This is a genomic window from Cobetia sp. MB87, from assembly GCF_011319755.1.
Classification (GTDB): Bacteria; Pseudomonadota; Gammaproteobacteria; order Pseudomonadales; family Halomonadaceae; genus Cobetia.
In genome coordinates this window covers 135,582-154,656 of sequence record NZ_VFBC01000008.1, presented here as the reverse complement: position 1 = coordinate 154,656, position 19,075 = coordinate 135,582, and the positions used below count along the sequence as shown (strand labels likewise).

The 19,075-nt window shown below is 61.7% G+C and carries 13 protein-coding genes and 4 tRNA genes; 5 read left to right on the top strand and 12 right to left on the bottom strand.

What is annotated here, in order from left to right; translation table 11 throughout:
- Position 1 precedes the first annotated feature (1 nt).
- From CDPAHKCJ_RS10180 to rnr, 5 genes are all read right to left on the bottom strand, one after another.
- The gene (locus tag CDPAHKCJ_RS10180) at positions 2–856 is read right to left on the bottom strand and encodes a hypothetical protein (RefSeq protein WP_043334783.1); all 855 of its coding nucleotides are present in this window, start codon (positions 854–856) and stop codon (positions 2–4) included.
- A gap of 12 nt (positions 857–868) precedes the next feature.
- Complete coding sequence (gene rpsR / locus CDPAHKCJ_RS10175; protein WP_024952281.1) at positions 869–1,096, bottom strand: 30S ribosomal protein S18; 228 nt, start codon at positions 1,094–1,096, stop codon at positions 869–871.
- Positions 1,097–1,122: 26 nt separating this feature from the next.
- Positions 1,123–1,503: a 30S ribosomal protein S6 gene (gene rpsF, locus CDPAHKCJ_RS10170; RefSeq protein WP_043334756.1), complete on the bottom strand. Its 381-nt coding sequence runs from the start codon at positions 1,501–1,503 to the stop codon at positions 1,123–1,125.
- Positions 1,504–1,806: 303 nt separating this feature from the next.
- Complete coding sequence (gene rlmB, locus CDPAHKCJ_RS10165) at positions 1,807–2,718, bottom strand: 23S rRNA (guanosine(2251)-2'-O)-methyltransferase RlmB (RefSeq protein ID WP_166019697.1); 912 nt, start codon at positions 2,716–2,718, stop codon at positions 1,807–1,809.
- 164 nt (positions 2,719–2,882) lie between these two features.
- Positions 2,883–5,594 (bottom strand): ribonuclease R, encoded by a 2,712-nt coding sequence (rnr, locus tag CDPAHKCJ_RS10160; protein WP_166019696.1) that lies wholly within the window; start codon positions 5,592–5,594, stop codon positions 2,883–2,885.
- Positions 5,595–5,933: 339 nt separating this feature from the next.
- On the opposite strand from rnr, the gene CDPAHKCJ_RS10155 reads away from it, so the two are divergent.
- From CDPAHKCJ_RS10155 to CDPAHKCJ_RS10140, 4 genes are all read left to right on the top strand, one after another.
- Positions 5,934–6,020 (top strand) — tRNA-Leu (locus CDPAHKCJ_RS10155).
- 123 nt (positions 6,021–6,143) lie between these two features.
- A tRNA-Leu gene (locus tag CDPAHKCJ_RS10150) sits at positions 6,144–6,230 on the top strand.
- A 42-nt stretch (positions 6,231–6,272) separates the two neighbouring features.
- Positions 6,273–6,359 (top strand) — tRNA-Leu (locus CDPAHKCJ_RS10145).
- A gap of 100 nt (positions 6,360–6,459) precedes the next feature.
- A tRNA-Leu gene (locus CDPAHKCJ_RS10140) sits at positions 6,460–6,546 on the top strand.
- Positions 6,547–6,833: 287 nt separating this feature from the next.
- On the opposite strand, the gene CDPAHKCJ_RS10135 is transcribed toward CDPAHKCJ_RS10140, so the two are convergent.
- Positions 6,834–7,700 (bottom strand): DNA/RNA non-specific endonuclease, encoded by an 867-nt coding sequence (locus CDPAHKCJ_RS10135; protein ID WP_240916753.1) that lies wholly within the window; start codon positions 7,698–7,700, stop codon positions 6,834–6,836.
- Between the two features lie 447 nt (positions 7,701–8,147).
- Here CDPAHKCJ_RS10135 and CDPAHKCJ_RS10130 point away from each other — a divergent pair, with 447 nt between their 5' ends.
- Positions 8,148–8,465: a high-potential iron-sulfur protein gene (locus tag CDPAHKCJ_RS10130; RefSeq protein ID WP_043334757.1), complete on the top strand. Its 318-nt coding sequence runs from the start codon at positions 8,148–8,150 to the stop codon at positions 8,463–8,465.
- 189 nt (positions 8,466–8,654) lie between these two features.
- Here the strand turns inward: CDPAHKCJ_RS10130 and CDPAHKCJ_RS10125 are convergent, their stop codons facing one another.
- From CDPAHKCJ_RS10125 to CDPAHKCJ_RS10100, 6 genes are all read right to left on the bottom strand, one after another.
- A complete protein-coding gene (locus tag CDPAHKCJ_RS10125; RefSeq protein WP_052384722.1) occupies positions 8,655–10,220 on the bottom strand; it encodes a SpoVR family protein in 1,566 nt (521 codons plus the stop codon).
- A gap of 83 nt (positions 10,221–10,303) precedes the next feature.
- Positions 10,304–11,587 carry a YeaH/YhbH family protein gene (locus CDPAHKCJ_RS10120; RefSeq protein WP_166019695.1) on the bottom strand — a complete coding sequence of 428 codons (1,284 nt, stop codon included), beginning with the start codon at positions 11,585–11,587 and terminating at the stop codon, positions 10,304–10,306.
- A gap of 97 nt (positions 11,588–11,684) precedes the next feature.
- The gene (locus CDPAHKCJ_RS10115) at positions 11,685–13,607 is read right to left on the bottom strand and encodes a PrkA family serine protein kinase (protein ID WP_043334761.1); all 1,923 of its coding nucleotides are present in this window, start codon (positions 13,605–13,607) and stop codon (positions 11,685–11,687) included.
- A gap of 703 nt (positions 13,608–14,310) precedes the next feature.
- Complete coding sequence (locus CDPAHKCJ_RS10110; RefSeq protein ID WP_166019694.1) at positions 14,311–15,396, bottom strand: low specificity L-threonine aldolase; 1,086 nt, start codon at positions 15,394–15,396, stop codon at positions 14,311–14,313.
- A gap of 200 nt (positions 15,397–15,596) precedes the next feature.
- Positions 15,597–16,670, bottom strand: a complete 1,074-nt coding sequence (locus tag CDPAHKCJ_RS10105; RefSeq protein ID WP_166019693.1) for a pyridoxal-phosphate dependent enzyme — start codon at positions 16,668–16,670, stop codon at positions 15,597–15,599.
- Positions 16,671–16,873: 203 nt separating this feature from the next.
- The gene (locus tag CDPAHKCJ_RS10100; RefSeq protein WP_166019692.1) at positions 16,874–18,901 is read right to left on the bottom strand and encodes an NADPH-dependent 2,4-dienoyl-CoA reductase; all 2,028 of its coding nucleotides are present in this window, start codon (positions 18,899–18,901) and stop codon (positions 16,874–16,876) included.
- Between the last annotated feature and the right edge of the window lie 174 nt (positions 18,902–19,075).

Genomic DNA, 19,075 nt, shown 5'->3' with positions numbered 1-19,075 from the left:
CTTATCGATGACTGCCGGCGAGACGTGCGCGAAAATCCGCAAAGACGTCCACAAGCGCCAACAGCAGCAAAATCAGAATCGTGGGCCAGGTGGTCAGCATCATGAAATAGACGCCGACGAGCCATAACCCGCTCATCCCCTTTAACCCGATGTAACCATGTACCAGGGCAATGCCCGCCACCAGCAGCGGTATCCAGATCAGCAGGAGCACTGCAGGCACATTGAGCAGTACGCCAATGATTCCGCAGGCTGCCAGTATCAGGATTTCGGGCAAACTCAGCCGAAAGGCATGGAATTCGCTGCGAAACCCACCCGGATTGTAGAGCCCGGACTGCCAACTGCGCGCCAGGGCCAGACAGCCCGTGGCGGCCAGCAGGACCACCAACCCGGTAATACCACCGATGACCAGCCCTGCGAGCTGTTCAGTCGGCACACCTTGAGCGGCAAAGTCGTTCAAGCGTGCGTCAAGCTCAGGGGCATTCTTTCGAATGCTCTCAAGCAGTGGACCGGCTCCGCCTGGTGGCAGGAATATCCCGGACTGCACCATCAGTGCCGCCGTCAGGCTGGCGCCTATCAGCGCCTCACCCCACCGCACGCGAGCGCGCAGCAGGGTGGCCATCAGGGTGACCAGCAATACGGTTGCCAGAGGTACCGGATCGCCTTGTACCCACCACCAACCGGCCGGAACAGCGGCGGCGATGACTACGGGTGCGGCAGGCGCAAGGCCACGCCGAAGCGTGACCAGCGCACTGATGGCGGCACTGAACCAGAAGAACCAGGGCACGATTCCCGTCAGCAATGCAATCGCGATGCATTGCAGGGGGCCGCGCATGGCCCAGCGTGCCAGTGCCAGCATCATGGTGTCGCCTTACTGGTGGCTGTCGCTGTACGGCAGCAGAGCCAGGTAGCGAGCACGCTTGATGGCAGTCGCCAGCTGACGCTGGTAGCGTGCCTTGGTGCCAGTGATACGGCTCGGGACGATCTTGCCGGTCTCGGTGATGTAAGACTTCAGGACTTCGATGTCCTTGTAGTCGATCTGCTTCACGCCTTCAGCGGTGAAGCGGCAGAACTTGCGACGACGGAAAAAACGTGCCATTGCAATGACCTCCTGGGGGTGCGGTATCAGTTAGCGTCTTGAGCTTCGGATTCGTCACGCTTGTCTTCGCGACGCGGACGCTTCTCTTCAGCCGGCTTCATCATCGGAGACGGCTCGATGGCCGCTTCCTTTGAACGCACAACCAGGTTACGGATGACGGCGTCGTTGAAACGGAAGATGGTTTCGAGTTCTTCAACCACCTCACCGGTAGTTTCGACGTTCATCAGCACGTAGTGGGCCTTGTGGATCTTGTTGATCGGGTAGGCCAGGTGACGGCGACCCCAATCTTCCAGACGATGCACAGTACCGCCGGCTTCGGTCACGATGGAGGTGTAACGCTCGATCATGGCCGGAACCTGTTCGCTCTGGTCCGGGTGGACCATGAACACGATCTCGTAGTGACGCATGGCTTGGCTCCTTTCGGTTTGACAGCCCCCACGGCGCGTCTCGGGCCGGGAAGCAAGGAGTGGAGTGATTACTACGGTTGTGCCATTCAGACCCGAAGGCCACGAAAGACGCGCGCGGGCGAGGACAGGTGCCCCCATGCCGCGCATTCACTGCAGACTGCACTTCACAGAACCGCAGTATTGTAGAGAGGAGTCAAGGGCTTGGCAAGCGGCCCATGAAAGACAGCCAACCCCATTCCGCCGGCCACCTCTCTCTTGCCTCTACCCTGCTCCTCCCTTGACTATCCCCTGCCGACAATTGCGTCAGCCGCGACGCTGACGCACGGCCTCGAACAGGCAGATGCCCGCCGCAACCGAGACATTGAGACTGGAGACGCTGCCCGCCATCGGCAGCTTGATCAGGCTGTCGCAGTGCTCGCGGGTCAGACGGCGCATGCCCTTGCCTTCGGCGCCCATCACGATGGCGACCGGGCCAGTGAAGTCGGCTTCGAAGGCCATGGATTCGGCTTCCCCTGCCGTGCCCAGCACCCAGACACCGGCTTCCTTCATGGCGTCCAGCGTGCGGACCAGGTTGGTGACCTGATAGACCGGCACCACTTCCGCAGCACCACAGGCCACCTTGCGCACGGTTGCGTTCAGTGAGGCCGACTTGTCCTTGGGCACGATGACGCCATGGGCGCCCGCGGCATCGGCACTGCGCAGGCAGGCGCCGAGGTTGTGCGGATCCGTGACCGAGTCCAGCACCAGAAACAGCGGAGCTTCTTCGTGGGACCAGCCATCGAGACGCAGCTTGAGGCCGGTCTCGTTCTCGGTGGCCAGCGGTGCACACAGCGCGACCAGTCCCTGATGGGCACCACCGCCGACGGCCAGTGCATCCAGCTCCTCGCGTGCCTTCAAGGTGACGCGCGAGCCGGCGGCACGTGCCTGCTCGATGATCTCGCTCAGGCGCAGCTCGGCCTCGCCCGCCTGCACCCACAGCTCACTGGGCGCACGATCTCTTGCCAGCAAGGCTTCCACCGCGTGCACGCCATAGACGGCTTCCAGCCCACCGGGGATCTTCGGCGCGGTGGCGCGTGCGCCGCCCTTGCGTGTCCCGCCACGCTCGTGACGCTGAGCACCGCTGCGCTCACTTCGGGAATGCTCACTTCTGGCGTGACTAGCACGCTCGCCGGCGGGCTTGCCGCGGCCGGGCTTGCGCCCCTTGTCCTGACTCATTGTGCCTTCCTGACTGATGACCCGATGGGCCCTGTCACATTGACGGAAACTGAGCTGCCGCCGACGCGACAGCCTTGAAATCATGCAGCCTGACGACTGCCCAACGCATCAGCCCCGACCGGAGCCGGGGCTGATGCAATGACGCGCGAGGAGCCGAGCCGAAATCAGCTACGGCCGTTACCGCGCCGCCCGCGCGAGCGCGAACCCCGCTTGCGCGACGGATCGTCCTTGCCAGCAGCGCCCATCGGCGCGACCGGAGCGAATGGGCTGTCGGCAGATTCCGGGCCACCCGGCACGGCCGGACGAGCTGCCGCCGGCGCTTCGGGCGCAGACTGCCGCTCATTGCTGGCGGACGGTTTGCGCTCACCACGACCTGAACGATCATTGCGCTCGCCACGCTCACTGCGCGGCTTGCGCGGCGGACGCTCGCCTGCCGGCTTTTCCGCCGCGGCCGCGTTGCCATTGCCTTCCTGACTGACTTCCTCGGTCAGGGACTTGAGGCGTTCGCGCTCACGCTTGCCGGGACGCCCCTTGGCGGCGGACTCCTTGCTGGAGGAACCACTCTTGCCGGCTGCCGGCTTGTCGCCCTCGCTGCTGCGTGCCTTGCGCGGCTTGCGTTTGGGACGCGGCGTCGGATCGCTGAGCATGAAGTCGATCTTGCGCTCATCCATGTCGACACGGGCCACCTGGACGGTGACACCATCACCGAGACCGTAGCTGACGCCGGCACGCTCACCCTTGAGGCGATGCTTCTCGGCCTCGTAGTGATAGTAGTCGGACGGCAGCGAGGAGATGTGCAGCAGGCCTTCGACGTAGTAGGCATCCAGCCGCACGAACAGGCCGAACTGGGTGACCGCCGCGACGGTACCTTCCAGCACTTCCCCGACCTTGTCCTTCATGAACTCGCACTTGAGCCAATCATTGACGTCACGCGTCGCCTCATCGGCGCGACGCTCGGTCATCGAGCAGTGCTCACCCAGCTCGAGCATCTGCTCGAAGGTGTACGGGCACCACTTGGTCGGGCGCTCGGTCACGGCATCTTCGGCGCGCAGCACGGTGTCAGTCTTGCGCGGACCACGGATGACGGAACGGATTGCACGGTGTACCAGCAGATCCGGATAACGACGGATCGGCGAAGTGAAGTGCGCGTAGGCATCGTAGGCCAGACCGAAGTGTCCTTCGTTCTGTGGCGAGTACACCGCCTGGGTCATGCTGCGCAGCATCACGGTCTGGATGATGTCGAGGTCCGGACGTTCGGCGATCGAGGCACGCAGTGCCTGGAAGTCCTTGGGTGCCGGCTCGTCACCGCCTTCCAGCGTCAGGCCCAGCTCACCCAGGAAGGCGCGCAGGTTGTTCAGGCGCTCCGGTGCCGGCTGCTTGTGGACACGATAGAGGGCCGGGAGATCGTGCTCATCCAGGAAGCGTGCCGTCGCGACGTTGGCCGCCAGCATGCATTCCTCGATCAGCTTGTGCGCGTCATTGCGGGTACGCGGCACGATCTGCTCGATCTTGCGCTCATCGTTGAACAGGATCTGCGTTTCGGTGGTCTCGAAGTCGATGGCACCACGCTTGTCACGCGCCTTGCGCAGCACGCCGTACAGCGCGTGCAGGTTGTGCAGCGACGGCAGCAGTTCATTGTACTGCTGGCACAGTGCCTGACCTTCCTCACTTTCCGGGTCGGTCAGCATGGTGCCGACCTTCTCGTAGGTCAGGCGTGCATGCGAGCGAATCACGGCTTCGAAGAAGCGGTAGTCGAGCATCTCGCCACTGCTGGCAGAGATGGTCAGCTCACAGACCAGCGTCAGACGATCGACATGCGGGTTGAGCGAGCACAGACCGTTGGAGAGCAGCTCCGGCAGCATCGGCACGACCTGACCCGGGAAATACACCGAGTTGCCGCGCACGTAGGCTTCCTGATCCAGCGGACTGCCACCACGCACGTAGTGGGAGACGTCGGCGATGGCGACCAGCAGCTTCCAGTTGCCGTTGTCGTCCTGCCAGGCACAGACGGCGTCATCGAAGTCCTTCGCGTCTTCGCCATCGATGGTGACCAGCGGCGTCTCGCGCAGGTCGATGCGGCCCTTCTTGTCTTCTTCCAGCACCTCGGCGGAGATGGTCGAGATCTGGTCTTCGACTTCCGGCGGGAATTCGCTGGGAATATCGTGGGAGCGGATCGCGATATCGATTTCCATGCCCGGGTCCATGCGCTCACCAAGCACCTCGACCACTTCACCCACTGGCTGTACGCGCGTGGCGGGCTGCTGAGTGATGCGCACGGACACCACCTGACCGTCCTTGGCACCATTGGCCACACGGTTGGGAATGATGACTTCCTGCGCGATGCGCGAGTTCTCGGGAATCAGCACACCGAAATCCGGCTCGGACTGACGATAGATGCCGACCAGGGTCTGGGTGTTGCGCGCCAGCACCTCGACGATGGTGATCTCATCGCGGCCACGACGATCACGGCCGCTGACGCGAGCCAGCACCTGATCACCATGGAAGACACGACGCATCTGGCGCGGCGGCACGGCGAGGTCCGGCTTGACGCCATCTTCGCGCGCCAGGAAGCCGAAGCCATCGCGGTGACCGACGACGCGGCCACGGATCAGGTCCAGCTTGTCGATCAGGGCATAGGCACCGCGACGATTGCGCAGCACCTGACCATCACGCTCCATGGCATTGAGGCGACGGCGCACAGCTTCCTGCTGCTCCTCGTCCTCGAAACCGAGCATGCGGCTCATGTTCTCGTGGGTAATGGGCTTGCCATACTCTTCCAGCTTGTCGAGCAAGAACTCTCGGCTGGGGATGGGCTTGTCGTACTTATGGGCTTCGCGTTCCGCGTGCGGGTCGTCGCTGAGCGTCCATTGGGTCATTAATCAGGATTCCTTGACGATGAATTCGAGACGGGCAGCGATCGCGGCACGGAATGACAGGTTGTCTCTCATCCGCGCATTATAGCCTCTACCCTTGGGCCGACCCAACCATTCCCCGCCACTCATCACGGCGGAGGGGCCATTCAATGCTTTCAATGGCGCTTCGGAGCCAGACTCTCAAGCCTGAAGACTCGCCTTTGATGAGCTTCATCTGGCTGTCCTCTCTCTACCCTCAGTCTATCCTCATGAAGCGAGAGAGGCTTTCTGTGGCTCGCTCAACAGGACATGAAAGAAAAAGCTTGCATTCCCGCAGTACATCCGTATTATTCGGCACCACTTGCCCAGATGGCGGAATTGGTAGACGCGCTAGCTTCAGGTGCTAGTGTCCGTATGGACGTGGAGGTTCAAGTCCTCTTCTGGGCACCAATTTCAGGTTTCATGTTGGCGTGACACACGCTAAGATGGATACCAGAAAACGGGTAAAGCATTTAAGTTTCAACGACTTGACTGCTAATCCGGGTCTGCGGGCCGAAACGAGTTCTGATGTCTGCCCAGGTGGCGGAATTGGTAGACGCGCTAGCTTCAGGTGCTAGTATCCGTAAGGATGTGGAGGTTCAAGTCCTCTCCTGGGCACCACGGACGTCAGACTCACAACGAACGACCCCTGTATCGCGCTTCGCCCAGATGGCGGAATTGGTAGACGCGCTAGCTTCAGGTGCTAGTATCCGTAAGGATGTGGAGGTTCAAGTCCTCTTCTGGGCACCACGATGCGCACTCGAACAGGGAACATGGCATCCACTACCAAGGATTTCATGCTCGTTCAGCTGCAAGACTCTGCTCTTGAGACTTCAGCACACAACTTGATGCCCAGATGGCGGAATTGGTAGACGCGCTAGCTTCAGGTGCTAGTGTCCGTATGGACGTGGAGGTTCAAGTCCTCTTCTGGGCACCATCAAGTTGATATCCGATGCATCCTCGCAGCGCCTGCTGCTCACATCGCGATACTCTCCCTCGCTATATCCTGACTGCCTCACCCTCTTGTTTTGCTCAGTCCCACAGCGCCCTGCGTTGTCTTTCGCATGTCGCGAAGAAAATACCGCCCTCCTCATGCGCAACTTGTCCACACCCATTACTACGCCTGGCGCTGTGGATAACTCTTTTCAGCTGCACCCCTTCAGTCGGCACCTGTCCGCCGAACTCCTTCAGTACGTTCCTGTCAGTCGGACCTTGGCAGCGCGCTCAGTAACGTGATGGCGTACGACTGAAACTGTCGACCTGCCAGCCATCGCGCACGACTTGTGCCTCGAGGCGCTGCTCGACGTCATCGGGAAGCTCATGGAAGAAGTCCAGCCCTGTCAGTGATTCGATGCGATCGATGCTGACCAGAAAACGGTCCAGCGGCTCATCGCCCCTGACCTGCTGTGGGAAGAGAAATGCCAGCGCACGCGGCACCTGCCGACCCGTGCCGGGCGAGATGATGATCTTGTAGAAGGCATCGGGAATCTCGATCAGATTGGGCAGCCGCTCGATACTGCCGCTGAAGACCGGCCCTGCCGTGATCCACAATGCGCCTTCGCGCGGCAGGATGCTGTCCATGATGGCGGCTTCCAGACGCTGCCAGAGCTTGCGATTCAGCGCCGGTGTCTGTGGCGAGATATTCGTCATGCGAAAGGTCTGATGCTGCGCCTTGACGCCGTAGATCTTGCCGATGGCGTAATTGGGCGCCAGGTGTCCACGGTCGTAGCCACTGTTGCGGTAGCTATCCGGCGTGACGGGCCACAGTGAGCGCCAGTCGCGCTCGAACTCGTCAGGACGCTCTCCCAGCCGCGAGCCTTGAATATTCTCGAGTCGCCATGTCACCCATAACGGGTTGGCGCGCAGATCAGACCAGCCCACCAGATAGGCATCACTGCGCAAGCCGCGCGCCAGCGTCTTCCAATCCAGTGAACGCGCCTGCGGCACACCCTGCCAGACGTAGAACTGCTGGTAGTCGCGCTCCTGCCACCACCAGAGCCCACCCCCTACCAGCGCAAACACCACGCTGACCCCGAAGCCCCGCCACAGCTTGCGACCGGCCGAGCGTATATCATCCATCACATCCAGCATCCCGCCATTTCCTTCTTGTCGTTGCAGTTACCTCGGCAAGGCATGCATTCATCATTTCGACATGGCTCGCGGGCCACAACGGCGCCATTCACGCCCCTAGATCGATTCCATCATGCCAGAGTTCTGCCAGCGAGGCTGACGGTTGCCCCAACTCAAGCCACAATAAGCAGGCAGCACCCGCTTGATGCACCATCGGCGAGCAGAGGCCTCCTGACAAATCTGCCAGAACACTGATGGCGCAGAACCTGACCACATGTTCAGCATCTGGCATGCCACCTGCATTCATGAATGCCAGCAAGCGGTCCGCAATGCCACACAGAGCTCCCTCAAGGCGCCGGTGGCCCCCGCGATACTGCAACGACTGACATGAAAGCGCCTCCTGACAGGCGAGCCGTGACCGCAGCACATCCCGACGGTTGTGCTCCATTGATGAGAAGGAATCCGACCATGGCCAATCAGAGCCGCCGTAACTTCATGCGCAACAGCCTGCTGGGGCTTGCTGCCCTGCCACTGGGCGCCGCCATACTTTCACCCCGCGCCCTTGCTGCCGACCTGCCGCGACTGGACACCTCCAATCCACAAGCCAAGGCGCTCAACTACGTGGAAGTCGCCAGTGAAGCCAAGGACCACCCCGCCTTCAAGCCGGGTTCGGACTGCGCCAACTGCATGTTCTACAAGCCCGAGAACGAAGGCTGCCAGCTTTTCCCAAGTCATAGCGTCGAGCCGAAGGGGTGGTGTCAGTCCTGGACCAAGCGCCCGGCCTGAGGTGCACAACCGGAACCCTCTGGCTGAGAGGACGAGCATGAGCACGAGAGCCGATTGAGACAAGAAAACCGCCGCGAGGGTGTCCTCACGGCGGTTTTTTCATGCCTGCCTTATGCTGATTGCGCGTCGGTCAGGTCAAGCATCCCTCGACACCCCCTCGATCCGCCATGAGCGTCACCTGACGCCCTGTCAGCCGGGATTGGCGTCCTCCGGCAGTGGCCACTGGTAGCGCCTTGCCACCTCATCGTTCTCCATCGACTCCAGATGGACAGGGAAGCCCCACAGCTGATGCAGATAGCGCATCACGGGGTAGACGCTGCGCGCCAGCGGGCGCCGATCATCCTGCACATGGCGCAGGGTCAGCGAGCGATCACCGCGAATGTTGGCGGCCCACACCTGGATATTCGGCTCACGATGGCTCAGCGCGTACTGCACGCACAGCGCCTCACGAATGCGCTTGTAACCACGACTGTCGTGAATGGCGTCGATGACGAGATGCTCATCGCTGTCATCATCGACCAGCGAGAACAGCTTGAGATCCCGGATCACCTTGGGCGACAGGAATTGCTGGATGAAGGACTCATCCTTGAAGTTGCGCATCGCGAAGTGCACCGTTTCCAGCCAGTCGCTGCCGGCGATATCCGGGAACCACTCACGATCCTCATCATCGGGGTGCTCACAGATACGCTTGATATCGGTGAACATCGCGAAGCCCAGCGCATAGGGGTTGATGCCGTTGTAATGCGGGTGATCGAAGCCGGGCTGCTGCACCACCGAGGTATGCGACTGCAGGAACTCGAGGATCACGCCCTCGCCGATCAACCCCTCATCGTAGAGCTGATTCATGATGGTGTAGTGCCAGAAACACGCCCAGCCCTCGTTCATCACCTGCGTCTGGCGCTGCGGATAGAAGTACTGCGCCAGCTTGCGCACGATACGCACCAGCTCGCGCTGCCAGGGCTCCAGCAACGGGGCATTCTTCTCGATGAAATAGAGCAGGTTCTCCTGCGGTTCCGGCGGATAGCGGCCGCGACGATGCAGGCCGAGGGGGTCATTGACCTCATCGATAACCTCATCCTCTTCGCCCGCCTGGGGAATCGTGGTCCACAGCGCATTCACCTGGGCCTGCAAGTAGGCCTCACGCTCCTGCTGACGCTGGACCTCCTCCTCCGGCGAGATGGCCGAAGGGCGCTTGTAGCGATCCACGCCATAGTTCTGCAGTGCATGGCAGGCGTCGAGCAGCTGCTCGACGGCGTCCACGCCATGACGCTCCTCGCACTCGGACACGTATTTCCGCGCGAAGACGAGGTAGTCGATGATCGCCGAGGCATCCGTCCAGGTGCGGAACAGATAATTGCCCTTGAAGAAGCTGTTGTGGCCATAGCAGGCATGCGCCATGACCAGAATCTGCATCATCAGGGTGTTCTCTTCCATCAGATAGGCGATGCACGGGTCGGAATTGATCACCAGTTCATAGGCCAGCCCCATCTGCCCTCGCCGATACGCCTGCTCCACCGACAGGAACTGCTTGCCGAACGACCAGTGATGGTAGCCGACCGGCATGCCGATGCTGGCGTAGGCATCCATCATCTGCTCGGACGTGATCACCTCGATCTGGTTGGGGTAGATATCCAGCTTGTACTGCGCGGCGATGCGCGCGATCTCGCTTTCGAAATGCTCGAGCAATTCGAAGGTCCAATCCGACCCGCTGGCCGGCTGGGTGTCTTCCAACCGGCTATCGATGCGCTTGCTCATTCGGTCATCAAGACCGCCATCAAGACCATGACTCATGAGGCCTCCTGGCCCGGCGCGACTGCCGGGCACGTCGCATGATGTGATCAGGCGCTGATGCGGCGCTTGAACAGCTCGCGGAACACCGGGTAGATATCGCCTGCCTCGACGATCTGCTGCATGGCAAAGCGTTCCGGAAATTCCGCCTCGACCCGCTCGTACTCCTCCCATAGCGCCTGATGGGCATGCGGCGTGATCTCCACATAGGCGTAGTACTGCAGGCGCGGCATCAGCTTCTTGATCATCAGTTCGCGACAGTTGGTGGAATCGTCGTCCCAGTTGTCGCCATCCGAGGCCTGTGCCACGTAGAGATTCCACTCACCGGCCGGATAGCGCGATTCAATCACCTCATCGAGCAGCGTGAGGGCACTGGACACGATGGTGCCGCCGGTCTCGCGGGAGTAGAAGAACTCCTCCTCGTCGACCTCCTTGGCAGCGGTGTGATGACGGATGAAGACCAGCTCGACCTTCTCGTAGTTGCGCTCCAGAAACAGATACAGCAACAGGAAGAAGCGCTTGCCGATGTCCTTGTGCGCCTGGGTCATCGACCCCGAGACATCCATCACGCAGAACATCACTGCCTTGTTGGACGGCATCGGCTGATTGATGAGGTGGTTGTAGCGCAGATCATAGGTATCGAGGAACGGCACCGCCTTGAGGCGCGCCTCGAGCCGCTCGATTTCCGCCTTGAGCTCACTGATGCGCACCTTGTTGCGCAGCACCGGGTCCTTGCGCTCCTCCTGCTCCAGCGCTTCGATAGCCTCCTTCAGCGCCCGCTTGATGGGGGAACGCATCGCGATGCGCCGCGCCTGCGCCGAGCGCATCGAGCGCACGATGTTGATACGTGCCGGTGTGCCGTCACGCGCGATCCCCGCGCGCACCGGGCGCACCTCTTCCATGTCCGCGATCTGCTTGCGCTCCAGATGCGGCAGTTCCAGCCCGTCGAAGACGAACTCGAGAAATTCCTCACGCGACAGGGTGAAGGCAAAGTCATCTTCCCCCTCGCCCTGGTTGGAGGCCTGACCCTCGCCACTGCCGCCCCCACCACCACCGCCGCCGGGACGGCGCATGCGGTCTCCTTCGACAAATTCCTTGTTGCCGGGATTGATCACACGCCGCTTGCCGCCCTGACCGTGCTGGAAGACCGGCTCGGAAATGTCACGCGTCGGGATGGAGACTTCCTCGCCGCGCTCCATGTCGGTGATGGAGCGCCGATTGACGGCATCCTCCACCGCCCGCTTGATATGACTGCGATAGCGCCGAATGAAGCGCTGTCGATTCACTGCACTCTTGTTGCGTGCATTGCTGCGTCGATCAATGAAATAACTCATTCGCCCTCCTTGCCGGCCCCGCCCTCAGCGGATGACCGGATGGCAAGTGCCGGCGGCAATCTTGCCCGCCGGCAGGCCTGTCGTCAGTCGGCAGGGCTTACTGCGACTTGCGTACGCGCAGGTACCATTCGGACAACAGGCGCACCTGCTTCTCGGTGTAGCCACGATCCACCATGCGCGCCACGAAGTCCTCGTGCTTGCGCTGGTCGGATGCCGAGGCCTTGGCATTGAAGGAGATGACCGGCAGCAACTCTTCGGTATTGGCGAACATCTTCTTCTCGATCACCGCACGCAGCTTCTCGTAGGACTGCCAGCTCGGGTTGGTACCGTTGTTCTGCGCCCGTGCGCGCAGCACGAAGTTGACCACCTCGTGACGGAAATCCTTCGGGTTGGAGATGCCCGCCGGCTTCTCGATCTTCTCCAGCTCCTCGTTGAGTGACTGACGGTCCAGCAGTTCGCCGGTTTCGGGATCACGATACTCCTGCTCCTGGATCCAGAAGTCGGCATAGGTCACATAGCGATCGAAGATGTTCTGCCCATACTCGGAGTAGGACTCGAGGTAGGCGGTCTGGATCTCCTTGCCGATGAAGTCGACGTAGCGGGGTGCCAGGTATTCCTTGATATAGCGCAGGTAGCGCTCGTGGGTTTCCTTGGGCAGCTGCTCCTGATCGAGGCGCTGTTCCAGCACGTAGAGCAGATGGACCGGGTTGGCCGCGACCTCACTGGCATCGAAGTTGAAGACCTTGGAGAGAATCTTGAAGGCGAAGCGCGTCGAGAGCCCATCCATCCCCTCGTCGACACCGGCGCTGTCGCGGTATTCCTGAATCGACTTGGCGCGCGGATCGGTATCCTTGAGGTTCTCGCCATCATAGATGCGCATCTTCGAGTAGACGCTGGAGTTCTCCGGCTCACGCAACCGCGACAGCACGATGAACTGGGACAGCATGCGCAGCGTATCCGGGGCACAGGGTGCCTGGTTCAGCGACGAATGCTCCAGCAGCTTGGCGTAGATCTTGACCTCCTCGGAGGCGCGCAGACAGTAAGGCACCTTGACGATATAGACGCGATCGAGGAAGGCCTCGTTGTTGCGATTGTTGCGAAATGCCTGCCACTCGCTTTCGTTGGAGTGCGCCAGCACCACACCATCGAAGGGAATCGCGCCCATGCCTTCCGTCGGGTTGTAATTGCCCTCCTGGGTCGCGGTCAGCAGCGGGTGCAGCACCTTGATCGGCGCCTTGAACATCTCGACGAATTCCATCAGCCCCTGGTTGGCCTTGCACAGCCCGCCGGAGAAGCTGTAGGCATCCGGGTCATCCTGGGCATAGAGCTCCAGCTGACGGATATCGACCTTGCCGACCAGCGCGGAAATGTCCTGGTTGTTGTCATCGCCTGGCTCGGTCTTGGAGATACCGATCTGATTGAGGCGCGAGGGGTAGAGTTTGACGACGCGGAACTTGCTGATATCACCGCCATACTCCTTGAGGCGCTTGGCGGCCCACGGCGACATGGCACTGCGCATGCAGCGCTGGGGGATGCCGTACTCCTTCTCGATCAGCTCGCCATCTTCTTCCGGCGAGAACAGCCCCAGCGGAGACTCGAAGACCGGCGAGCCCTTGATGGCATAGAAGGGAATCTGCTCCATCAGCAGCTTGAGACGCTCCGCCAGAGACGACTTGCCGCCACCCACCGGACCGAGCAGATACAGGATCTGCTTGCGCTCCTCCAGTCCCTGCGCCGCATGCCGGAAGTAGGAAACGATCTGCTCGATAGCCTCTTCCATGCCATAGAACTCGGCAAAGCTTGGATAACGGCGGATCAGCTTGTTGGAAAAGATACGGGAAAGACTGGGGTCCTTGGCGGTATCGATGACCTCCGGTTCACCGATGGCCGCCAGCATGCGCTCGGCAGCGCTGGCGTAGGCAGTAGTGTCCTGCCGGCACAACTCCAGGTACTCCTGGAGACTCATCTCTTCTTGCTGAATCCGCTCGTAGCGGCTCTGCACGTGATCGAAGATGCTCATGGAAGCCTCCTTGTCGCGACATCAGTCGCTGGGACCATCGCCGGGCCCACTCAGGTAAGACCGCAAAATTCGTTCGCCCGCTCAGCCTGGATAGCGTACGCAGGACGACTGCCTCGGCGTGTTTATCAGCATAGGTCGATATAGGGTGCTGGTGTCCAATACAGTGAATGAATGCATTCAACGAACTTTCCGCCGGCGGAGCCAGTTCTGCCAAGCACCGCAGGATCTACGGCAGCCAGTGGGTCAGCAGACACTACGATGGCGCCTGAACGCCCCTGACAACGCGTTGAAGAAAGCTTCGAAAGACGCGAAAACTCGACCAATGCTTCTGCTGTCGCGGGTGATTCACTCATGTCATGTTGCACCGCAGCACACCCTGAGCATAGGAACAGACTGACGGTTGACGCCAGTCACTCTCACGCCCAGACAACACTGCATACCAACCAGTCGAGCAATAATGGCCGCGCCCACACCTCGCATCCGACCACCTCCGTCACTCTTCATGCAGTCTCCTGACTCATCACAGAGGCCATGAAAACAACGACTGGCGACGGAGTGGCTACCAACCTGATCAGTCTCTTGCCTCAGTCACGCATGACGGTGATCAGACCGGACAGCAGGCCACAAAAAAATCCCCACCGCCGGGGCGATGGGGATCTCGAGGGAGGCGCTCACGCCTTCGGCACTGCCTGGATCAAGGAACTCACAGCACGTCGCGAATATCCTTGAGCAAGGCGTCGAGCAGCTCAGTGGTGGTATTCCACGAGCACACGAAGCGCGCACCACCCGCACCGATGAAGGTATAGAAGGTCCAGCCACGCTCACGCAGTGCCGTCAGCACGTGCTCCGGGAAGCTGGCGAACACGCTGTTGGCTTCACTGGGGAACAGCAACTCGATGCCCTCCAGCGCCTCGAGACGCTCAGCCAGATACTGCGCCATGCCATTCGCATGGCGGGCGTTGTTCAGCCAGACATCATTTTCCAGCAGCCCCATCCAGGGTGCCGCGATGAAGCGCATCTTGGAGGCCAGTTGTCCGGCCTGCTTGCAGCGATAATCGAAATCGCGTGCCAGCTTGCGATCGAAGAAGATCACCGCCTCCCCCATGGCCAGACCATTCTTGGTGCCGGAGAAGCACAGCACGTCCACACCCGCCTTCCAGGTCAGCTCTGCCGGCGAGACGCCCAGCGCGGCGCAGGCATTGGCGAAGCGAGCGCCATCCATATGGATCTGCAGGTCATGGCGGTCCGCCACCTCACGAATCGCCTGCAGCTCTTCCAGGCTGTAGACGGTGCCGACCTCGGTACACTGGGTCAGGGAGATCACGCGCGGACGCGGATAGTGGATATCACTGCGCTTGGTGACCAGCTGCTCGATGCCTTCGGGCGTCAGCTTGCCGTCGGGGCCCGGCGCATTGAGCAACTTGGAGCCGTTGGAGAAGAACTCCGGCCCACCACATTCATCGGTCTCGATATGGGCCAGTTCGTGGCAGATGACACTGTGGTAGGACTGGCACAGATGGGCCAGCGACAGGGAGTTGGCGGCGGTGCCATTGAAGACGAAGAATACCTCGCACTCGGTCTCGAACAGCTGACGAAAGCTGTCGGTAACCTGCTGCGTCCAGCGGTCATTGCCGTAGGCGAGATCGTCATCACGATTGGCCTGCATCATGTACGCCATCGCCTCGGGACAGATACCGGACGTGTTGTCACTGGCCAGAAAGCGTGAAGTGCACGTTTCATCGGCAGCAGAGGTCGCAGCGGGGGTCGGGGCAATGGCGTCAGTCGTCATGGGAATTTCCAGAGCGAGACAGGGGATCACCCTGTCCGGTGAAACAGACACGGCTCCCGGATGGCAGGAGCCGCTGCAGAAACCCCATCATAACAGCGCTGCACGCCGCCGCCAGTGGCAGGTGAATGCTGCACGCAAGCCACTGGCTGGCGCCTCGCAGGATGAGACACGCCAGATGACGCTCACCCCCGCCAGCCCCCTCAGATGGCCTGCAACGCCGGATACCCTCGCCGCCCCTGCAAGCCCCCGCTATGCAGCACGCGAATGCGCGTACCGCGTGCGATCAGACCATTGGCAAGATGATGTGCCAGCGCCGCAAACAGCTTGGCGGTATAGACCGGCTCCACCGCAACGCCCGTCTCGGCCTCGAAGCGCTGAATGAACCGGATCAACCAATCGGGCGCCTTGGCAAAGCCGCCGGCCTGCGCTCCCAACCACAAGCCCCATTCCGGCGTCTTCTGCTGGCTGCCACCGCTCTCTGCCAGCAGGCGACGCACACGATGATAGAGCTGATCACCGTGATTCATGGTTGGCACCCCGATGACTCTCAGCCCATCGCGCTCGCCCAGCGCACTCAGCACCCCGGCAAGCGTCGTGCCGCTGCCACAGGCCAGCAGCACCAGCTGAGGCGCGGATTCGCCCGCTACCGGCTCGGCCAGCGCCTGGGCCAACGGTGCAAGCCCAGCGACGCCCTCCACGCAACCGCCACCCTCGGGAATCCAGACCCCCTCGCCATGGCGGCTGGCAAAATCAGGCTGGTCGCGCTGCCGGTACTCGGCTCGCGAGACGAAACTCAAGCGCATGCCATTGTCACGTGCATCGGCGAGCGTGGGCGTCAGCGGTGCTTCAGGGTGCCCGCGTACCAGGCCATGCGTCTCGATGCCCAATCTAGCCCCCGCCGCCGCCAGCGCATGCAGATGGTTCGACCAACCACCCCCACAGCTGATGATGCCACGCTTCTCGCTCAACGCCTTGGCCAGCGGCAGGCGCAACTTCCAGGCCTTGTTGCCGGAAATCTCGCTGTCCAGCGTGTCGGCGCGCAGGCACTCGACGATCACACCGGCTTCATCGGCCAGCGGCCACGTGAGGCGCTCGACCGCTGGCGGCGTGAACAGATCCAGCAGGCTGTCCAGTGTCTCGGCTACCGGCGGGGAGGCGGCCTGCGACGATGAAGCCCGAGCATCCTCCCTGTGTGGCGGCAAAGGACTGTCCTCGGTGTCCGGCATCAGAGCCTCAGCGGTGGCATGGCGTGAGGCGGCAGCGTGCGGTGACATGAGCAGATCCCATCGTGGCGGCAAGGCAGAGACCAGAGCGCGTCGAGCCGCTGACGCGGCGTCCGAGACAAACTCTGAAGACGACAAAGCCACCACGGAGGCACATGCAGCAAAGGGCACGGCGTCCGCGGTGGCTTCCATCAGTCTAGCAGTGGTCAGGCTCAGCTCAACGCTGAATATCCCCATGCGTGATCGCGGTCAACTCAAAGGGCAGCTGCCGCCATGGTGCCCTGCGCGATCGCGCGCTTGGCATCCAGCTCTGCCGCCTTGTCGGCGCCCCCGATGATATGCAGCTCCACCCCCGCCGCCTCCAGAGGCGCCTTCAGCTCCAGCACCGAATCCTGCCCGGTGCACAGCACGATGCTGTCCAGCGCCAGATGCTGCTCTTCGCCATCGAGGCTCACGGTCAGACCTTCACTGTCGATCGAGCGATACTCACAGCCGGCAACCATTTTGACGCCACGCTGCTTGAGGGTCGCGCGATGCACCCAGCCAGTGGTCTTGCCCAGCCCCTTGCCGGGCTTGGAGGTCTTGCGCTGCAGCAGCCACACTTCACGCGGCGCCTGCGGCACCACGGGTGCCTTGAGGCCGCCGGGCGTGCTTACCGAGAGATCCACCCCCCACTCCTCGCACCACAGCTCACCATCCAGCGAGGGCGACGGCTCGACGTGAGTCATCAGCTCCGCGACATCAAAGCCGATCCCGCCAGCCCCGATCAACGCCACGCGCCGCCCGACCCGCTCCGGCGCACTGATCGCCTCGGCATAGCTGAGCACCTGCCCCCGCTCGATACCGGCTTCGACACCCTCGATATCCGGCGTCCGCGCCTTCACGCCCGAGGCCAGAATCACGGCATCGAATTCCGCCAGCATCTCGGCGGTGGCGCGGGTATTGAGTCGCACCTCGACCCCACAACGCACCAGCTTCTCGTTGAAGTAACGCAGTGTCTCGTCGAACTCTTCCTTGCCTGGAATACGACGCGCGAAATTGAACTGGCCCCCCACCTCGGACTGCGCCTCGAACAGCACCACGTCGTGTCCACGCTCGGCCGCCGTCACGGCAGCAGACAGTCCCGCCGGCCCTGCGCCCACCACTGCCACGCGACGCTCATGTCGCGCAGGCTCGATCACAATCTCGGTTTCATGACAGGCGCGCGGATTGACCAGGCACGAGGTCAATTTCATCTGGAAGGTGTGATCGAGACACGCCTGATTGCAGGCGATGCAGGTATTGATGATGGCAGCATCGTCCGCCCTGGCCTTGCTGACCCATTGCGGGTCCGCCAGGAACGGTCGCGCCATCGACACCATGTCAGCATGGCCCTCGGCCAGCACCGACTCGGCAACCTCGGGCATGTTGATGCGATTGGTGGTGATCAGCGGCAGGCTGAGCTCCTGCTTCATGCGCCGGGTCAGCCCCGTGAAGACAGCGCGCGGCACGCTGGTGACGATGGTCGGCACGCGCGCCTCATGCCAGCCGATGCCGGTATTGATCAGGCTCGCCCCTGCCGCCTCGATGGCCTTGCCGAGCGCGACCACTTCCTCCCAGGTGCTGCCCTCATCGACCAGATCCAGCATCGAGAGGCGATAGATGATCAGAAAGTCCTCACCCAGCGCGGCGCGAATGCCCGCGACGATCTCCACCGCCAGGCGGATGCGATTCTCGAAGCTGCCACCGTACTCATCCTCGCGCTGATTGGTGCGCCGACAGATGAACTGGTTGATGAAATAGCCTTCCGAACCCATCACCTCGACGCCGTCATAGCCGGCCTCGCGTGCCAGGCTGGCGCAGCGCACGTAATCGGCGATCTGCTCCTTGACCTCTGACGTGCTCAGCGCACGTGGCGTGAAGGGGTTGATCGGCGCCTGAATCGCCGAGGGCGCGACCTGATCCGGTGAGTAGGCATAACGCCCTGCATGCAGAATCTGCAGACAGATGCGTCCATCCTCGGCGTGCACCGCCTCGGTGACCTCGCGATGGTGCTCCGCCTCCTCCGGGGTGGTCAGCTTCGCGGCCCCCTGCATGACAGCCCCTTCCGCATTCGGCGCGATACCGCCCGTGACGATCAGCGCCACCCCGTGGCGCGCACGCTCACGATAGAACGCCGCCAGGCGCGCGAAGCCATTGGGAGTCTCCTCAAGCCCCGTGTGCATCGAGCCCATCAATACACGGTTCTTGAGCGTGATGTGGCCCAACGTCAGCGGACGGAAGATATTCGGATAGGCAGTCATTGCGGTCTCTCCTTGGCTGTCTCGAGCACCTCGGACAATCATTGTTATATCGCGCCGCCGCCATTCTCATCAGCAACACTCATGAGTCATGGTCATCAGTAACAGGTTGTCAGGACATCAACGACTGATGACAGATGGCAAACGGTCGTATGAAACGGATGATCCCAGTGTAGA

Bases quoted from the DNA above. Each gene is read 5' to 3' on its own strand.
- CDPAHKCJ_RS10180 (WP_043334783.1), bottom strand. From the start codon at position 856: ATGCTGGCACTGGCACGCTGGGCCATGCGCGGCCCCCTGCAATGCATC.
- rpsR (WP_024952281.1), bottom strand. From the start codon at position 1,096: ATGGCACGTTTTTTCCGTCGTCGCAAGTTCTGCCGCTTCACCGCTGAA.
- rpsF (WP_043334756.1), bottom strand. From the start codon at position 1,503: ATGCGTCACTACGAGATCGTGTTCATGGTCCACCCGGACCAGAGCGAA.
- rlmB (WP_166019697.1), bottom strand. From the start codon at position 2,718: ATGAGTCAGGACAAGGGGCGCAAGCCCGGCCGCGGCAAGCCCGCCGGC.
- rnr (WP_166019696.1), bottom strand. From the start codon at position 5,594: ATGACCCAATGGACGCTCAGCGACGACCCGCACGCGGAACGCGAAGCC.
- CDPAHKCJ_RS10135 (WP_240916753.1), bottom strand. From the start codon at position 7,700: ATGCTGGATGTGATGGATGATATACGCTCGGCCGGTCGCAAGCTGTGG.
- CDPAHKCJ_RS10130 (WP_043334757.1), top strand. From the start codon at position 8,148: ATGGCCAATCAGAGCCGCCGTAACTTCATGCGCAACAGCCTGCTGGGG.
- CDPAHKCJ_RS10125 (WP_052384722.1), bottom strand. From the start codon at position 10,220: ATGAGCAAGCGCATCGATAGCCGGTTGGAAGACACCCAGCCGGCCAGC.
- CDPAHKCJ_RS10120 (WP_166019695.1), bottom strand. From the start codon at position 11,587: ATGAGTTATTTCATTGATCGACGCAGCAATGCACGCAACAAGAGTGCA.
- CDPAHKCJ_RS10115 (WP_043334761.1), bottom strand. From the start codon at position 13,607: ATGAGCATCTTCGATCACGTGCAGAGCCGCTACGAGCGGATTCAGCAA.
- CDPAHKCJ_RS10110 (WP_166019694.1), bottom strand. From the start codon at position 15,396: ATGACGACTGACGCCATTGCCCCGACCCCCGCTGCGACCTCTGCTGCC.
- CDPAHKCJ_RS10105 (WP_166019693.1), bottom strand. From the start codon at position 16,670: ATGTCACCGCACGCTGCCGCCTCACGCCATGCCACCGCTGAGGCTCTG.
- CDPAHKCJ_RS10100 (WP_166019692.1), bottom strand. From the start codon at position 18,901: ATGACTGCCTATCCGAATATCTTCCGTCCGCTGACGTTGGGCCACATC.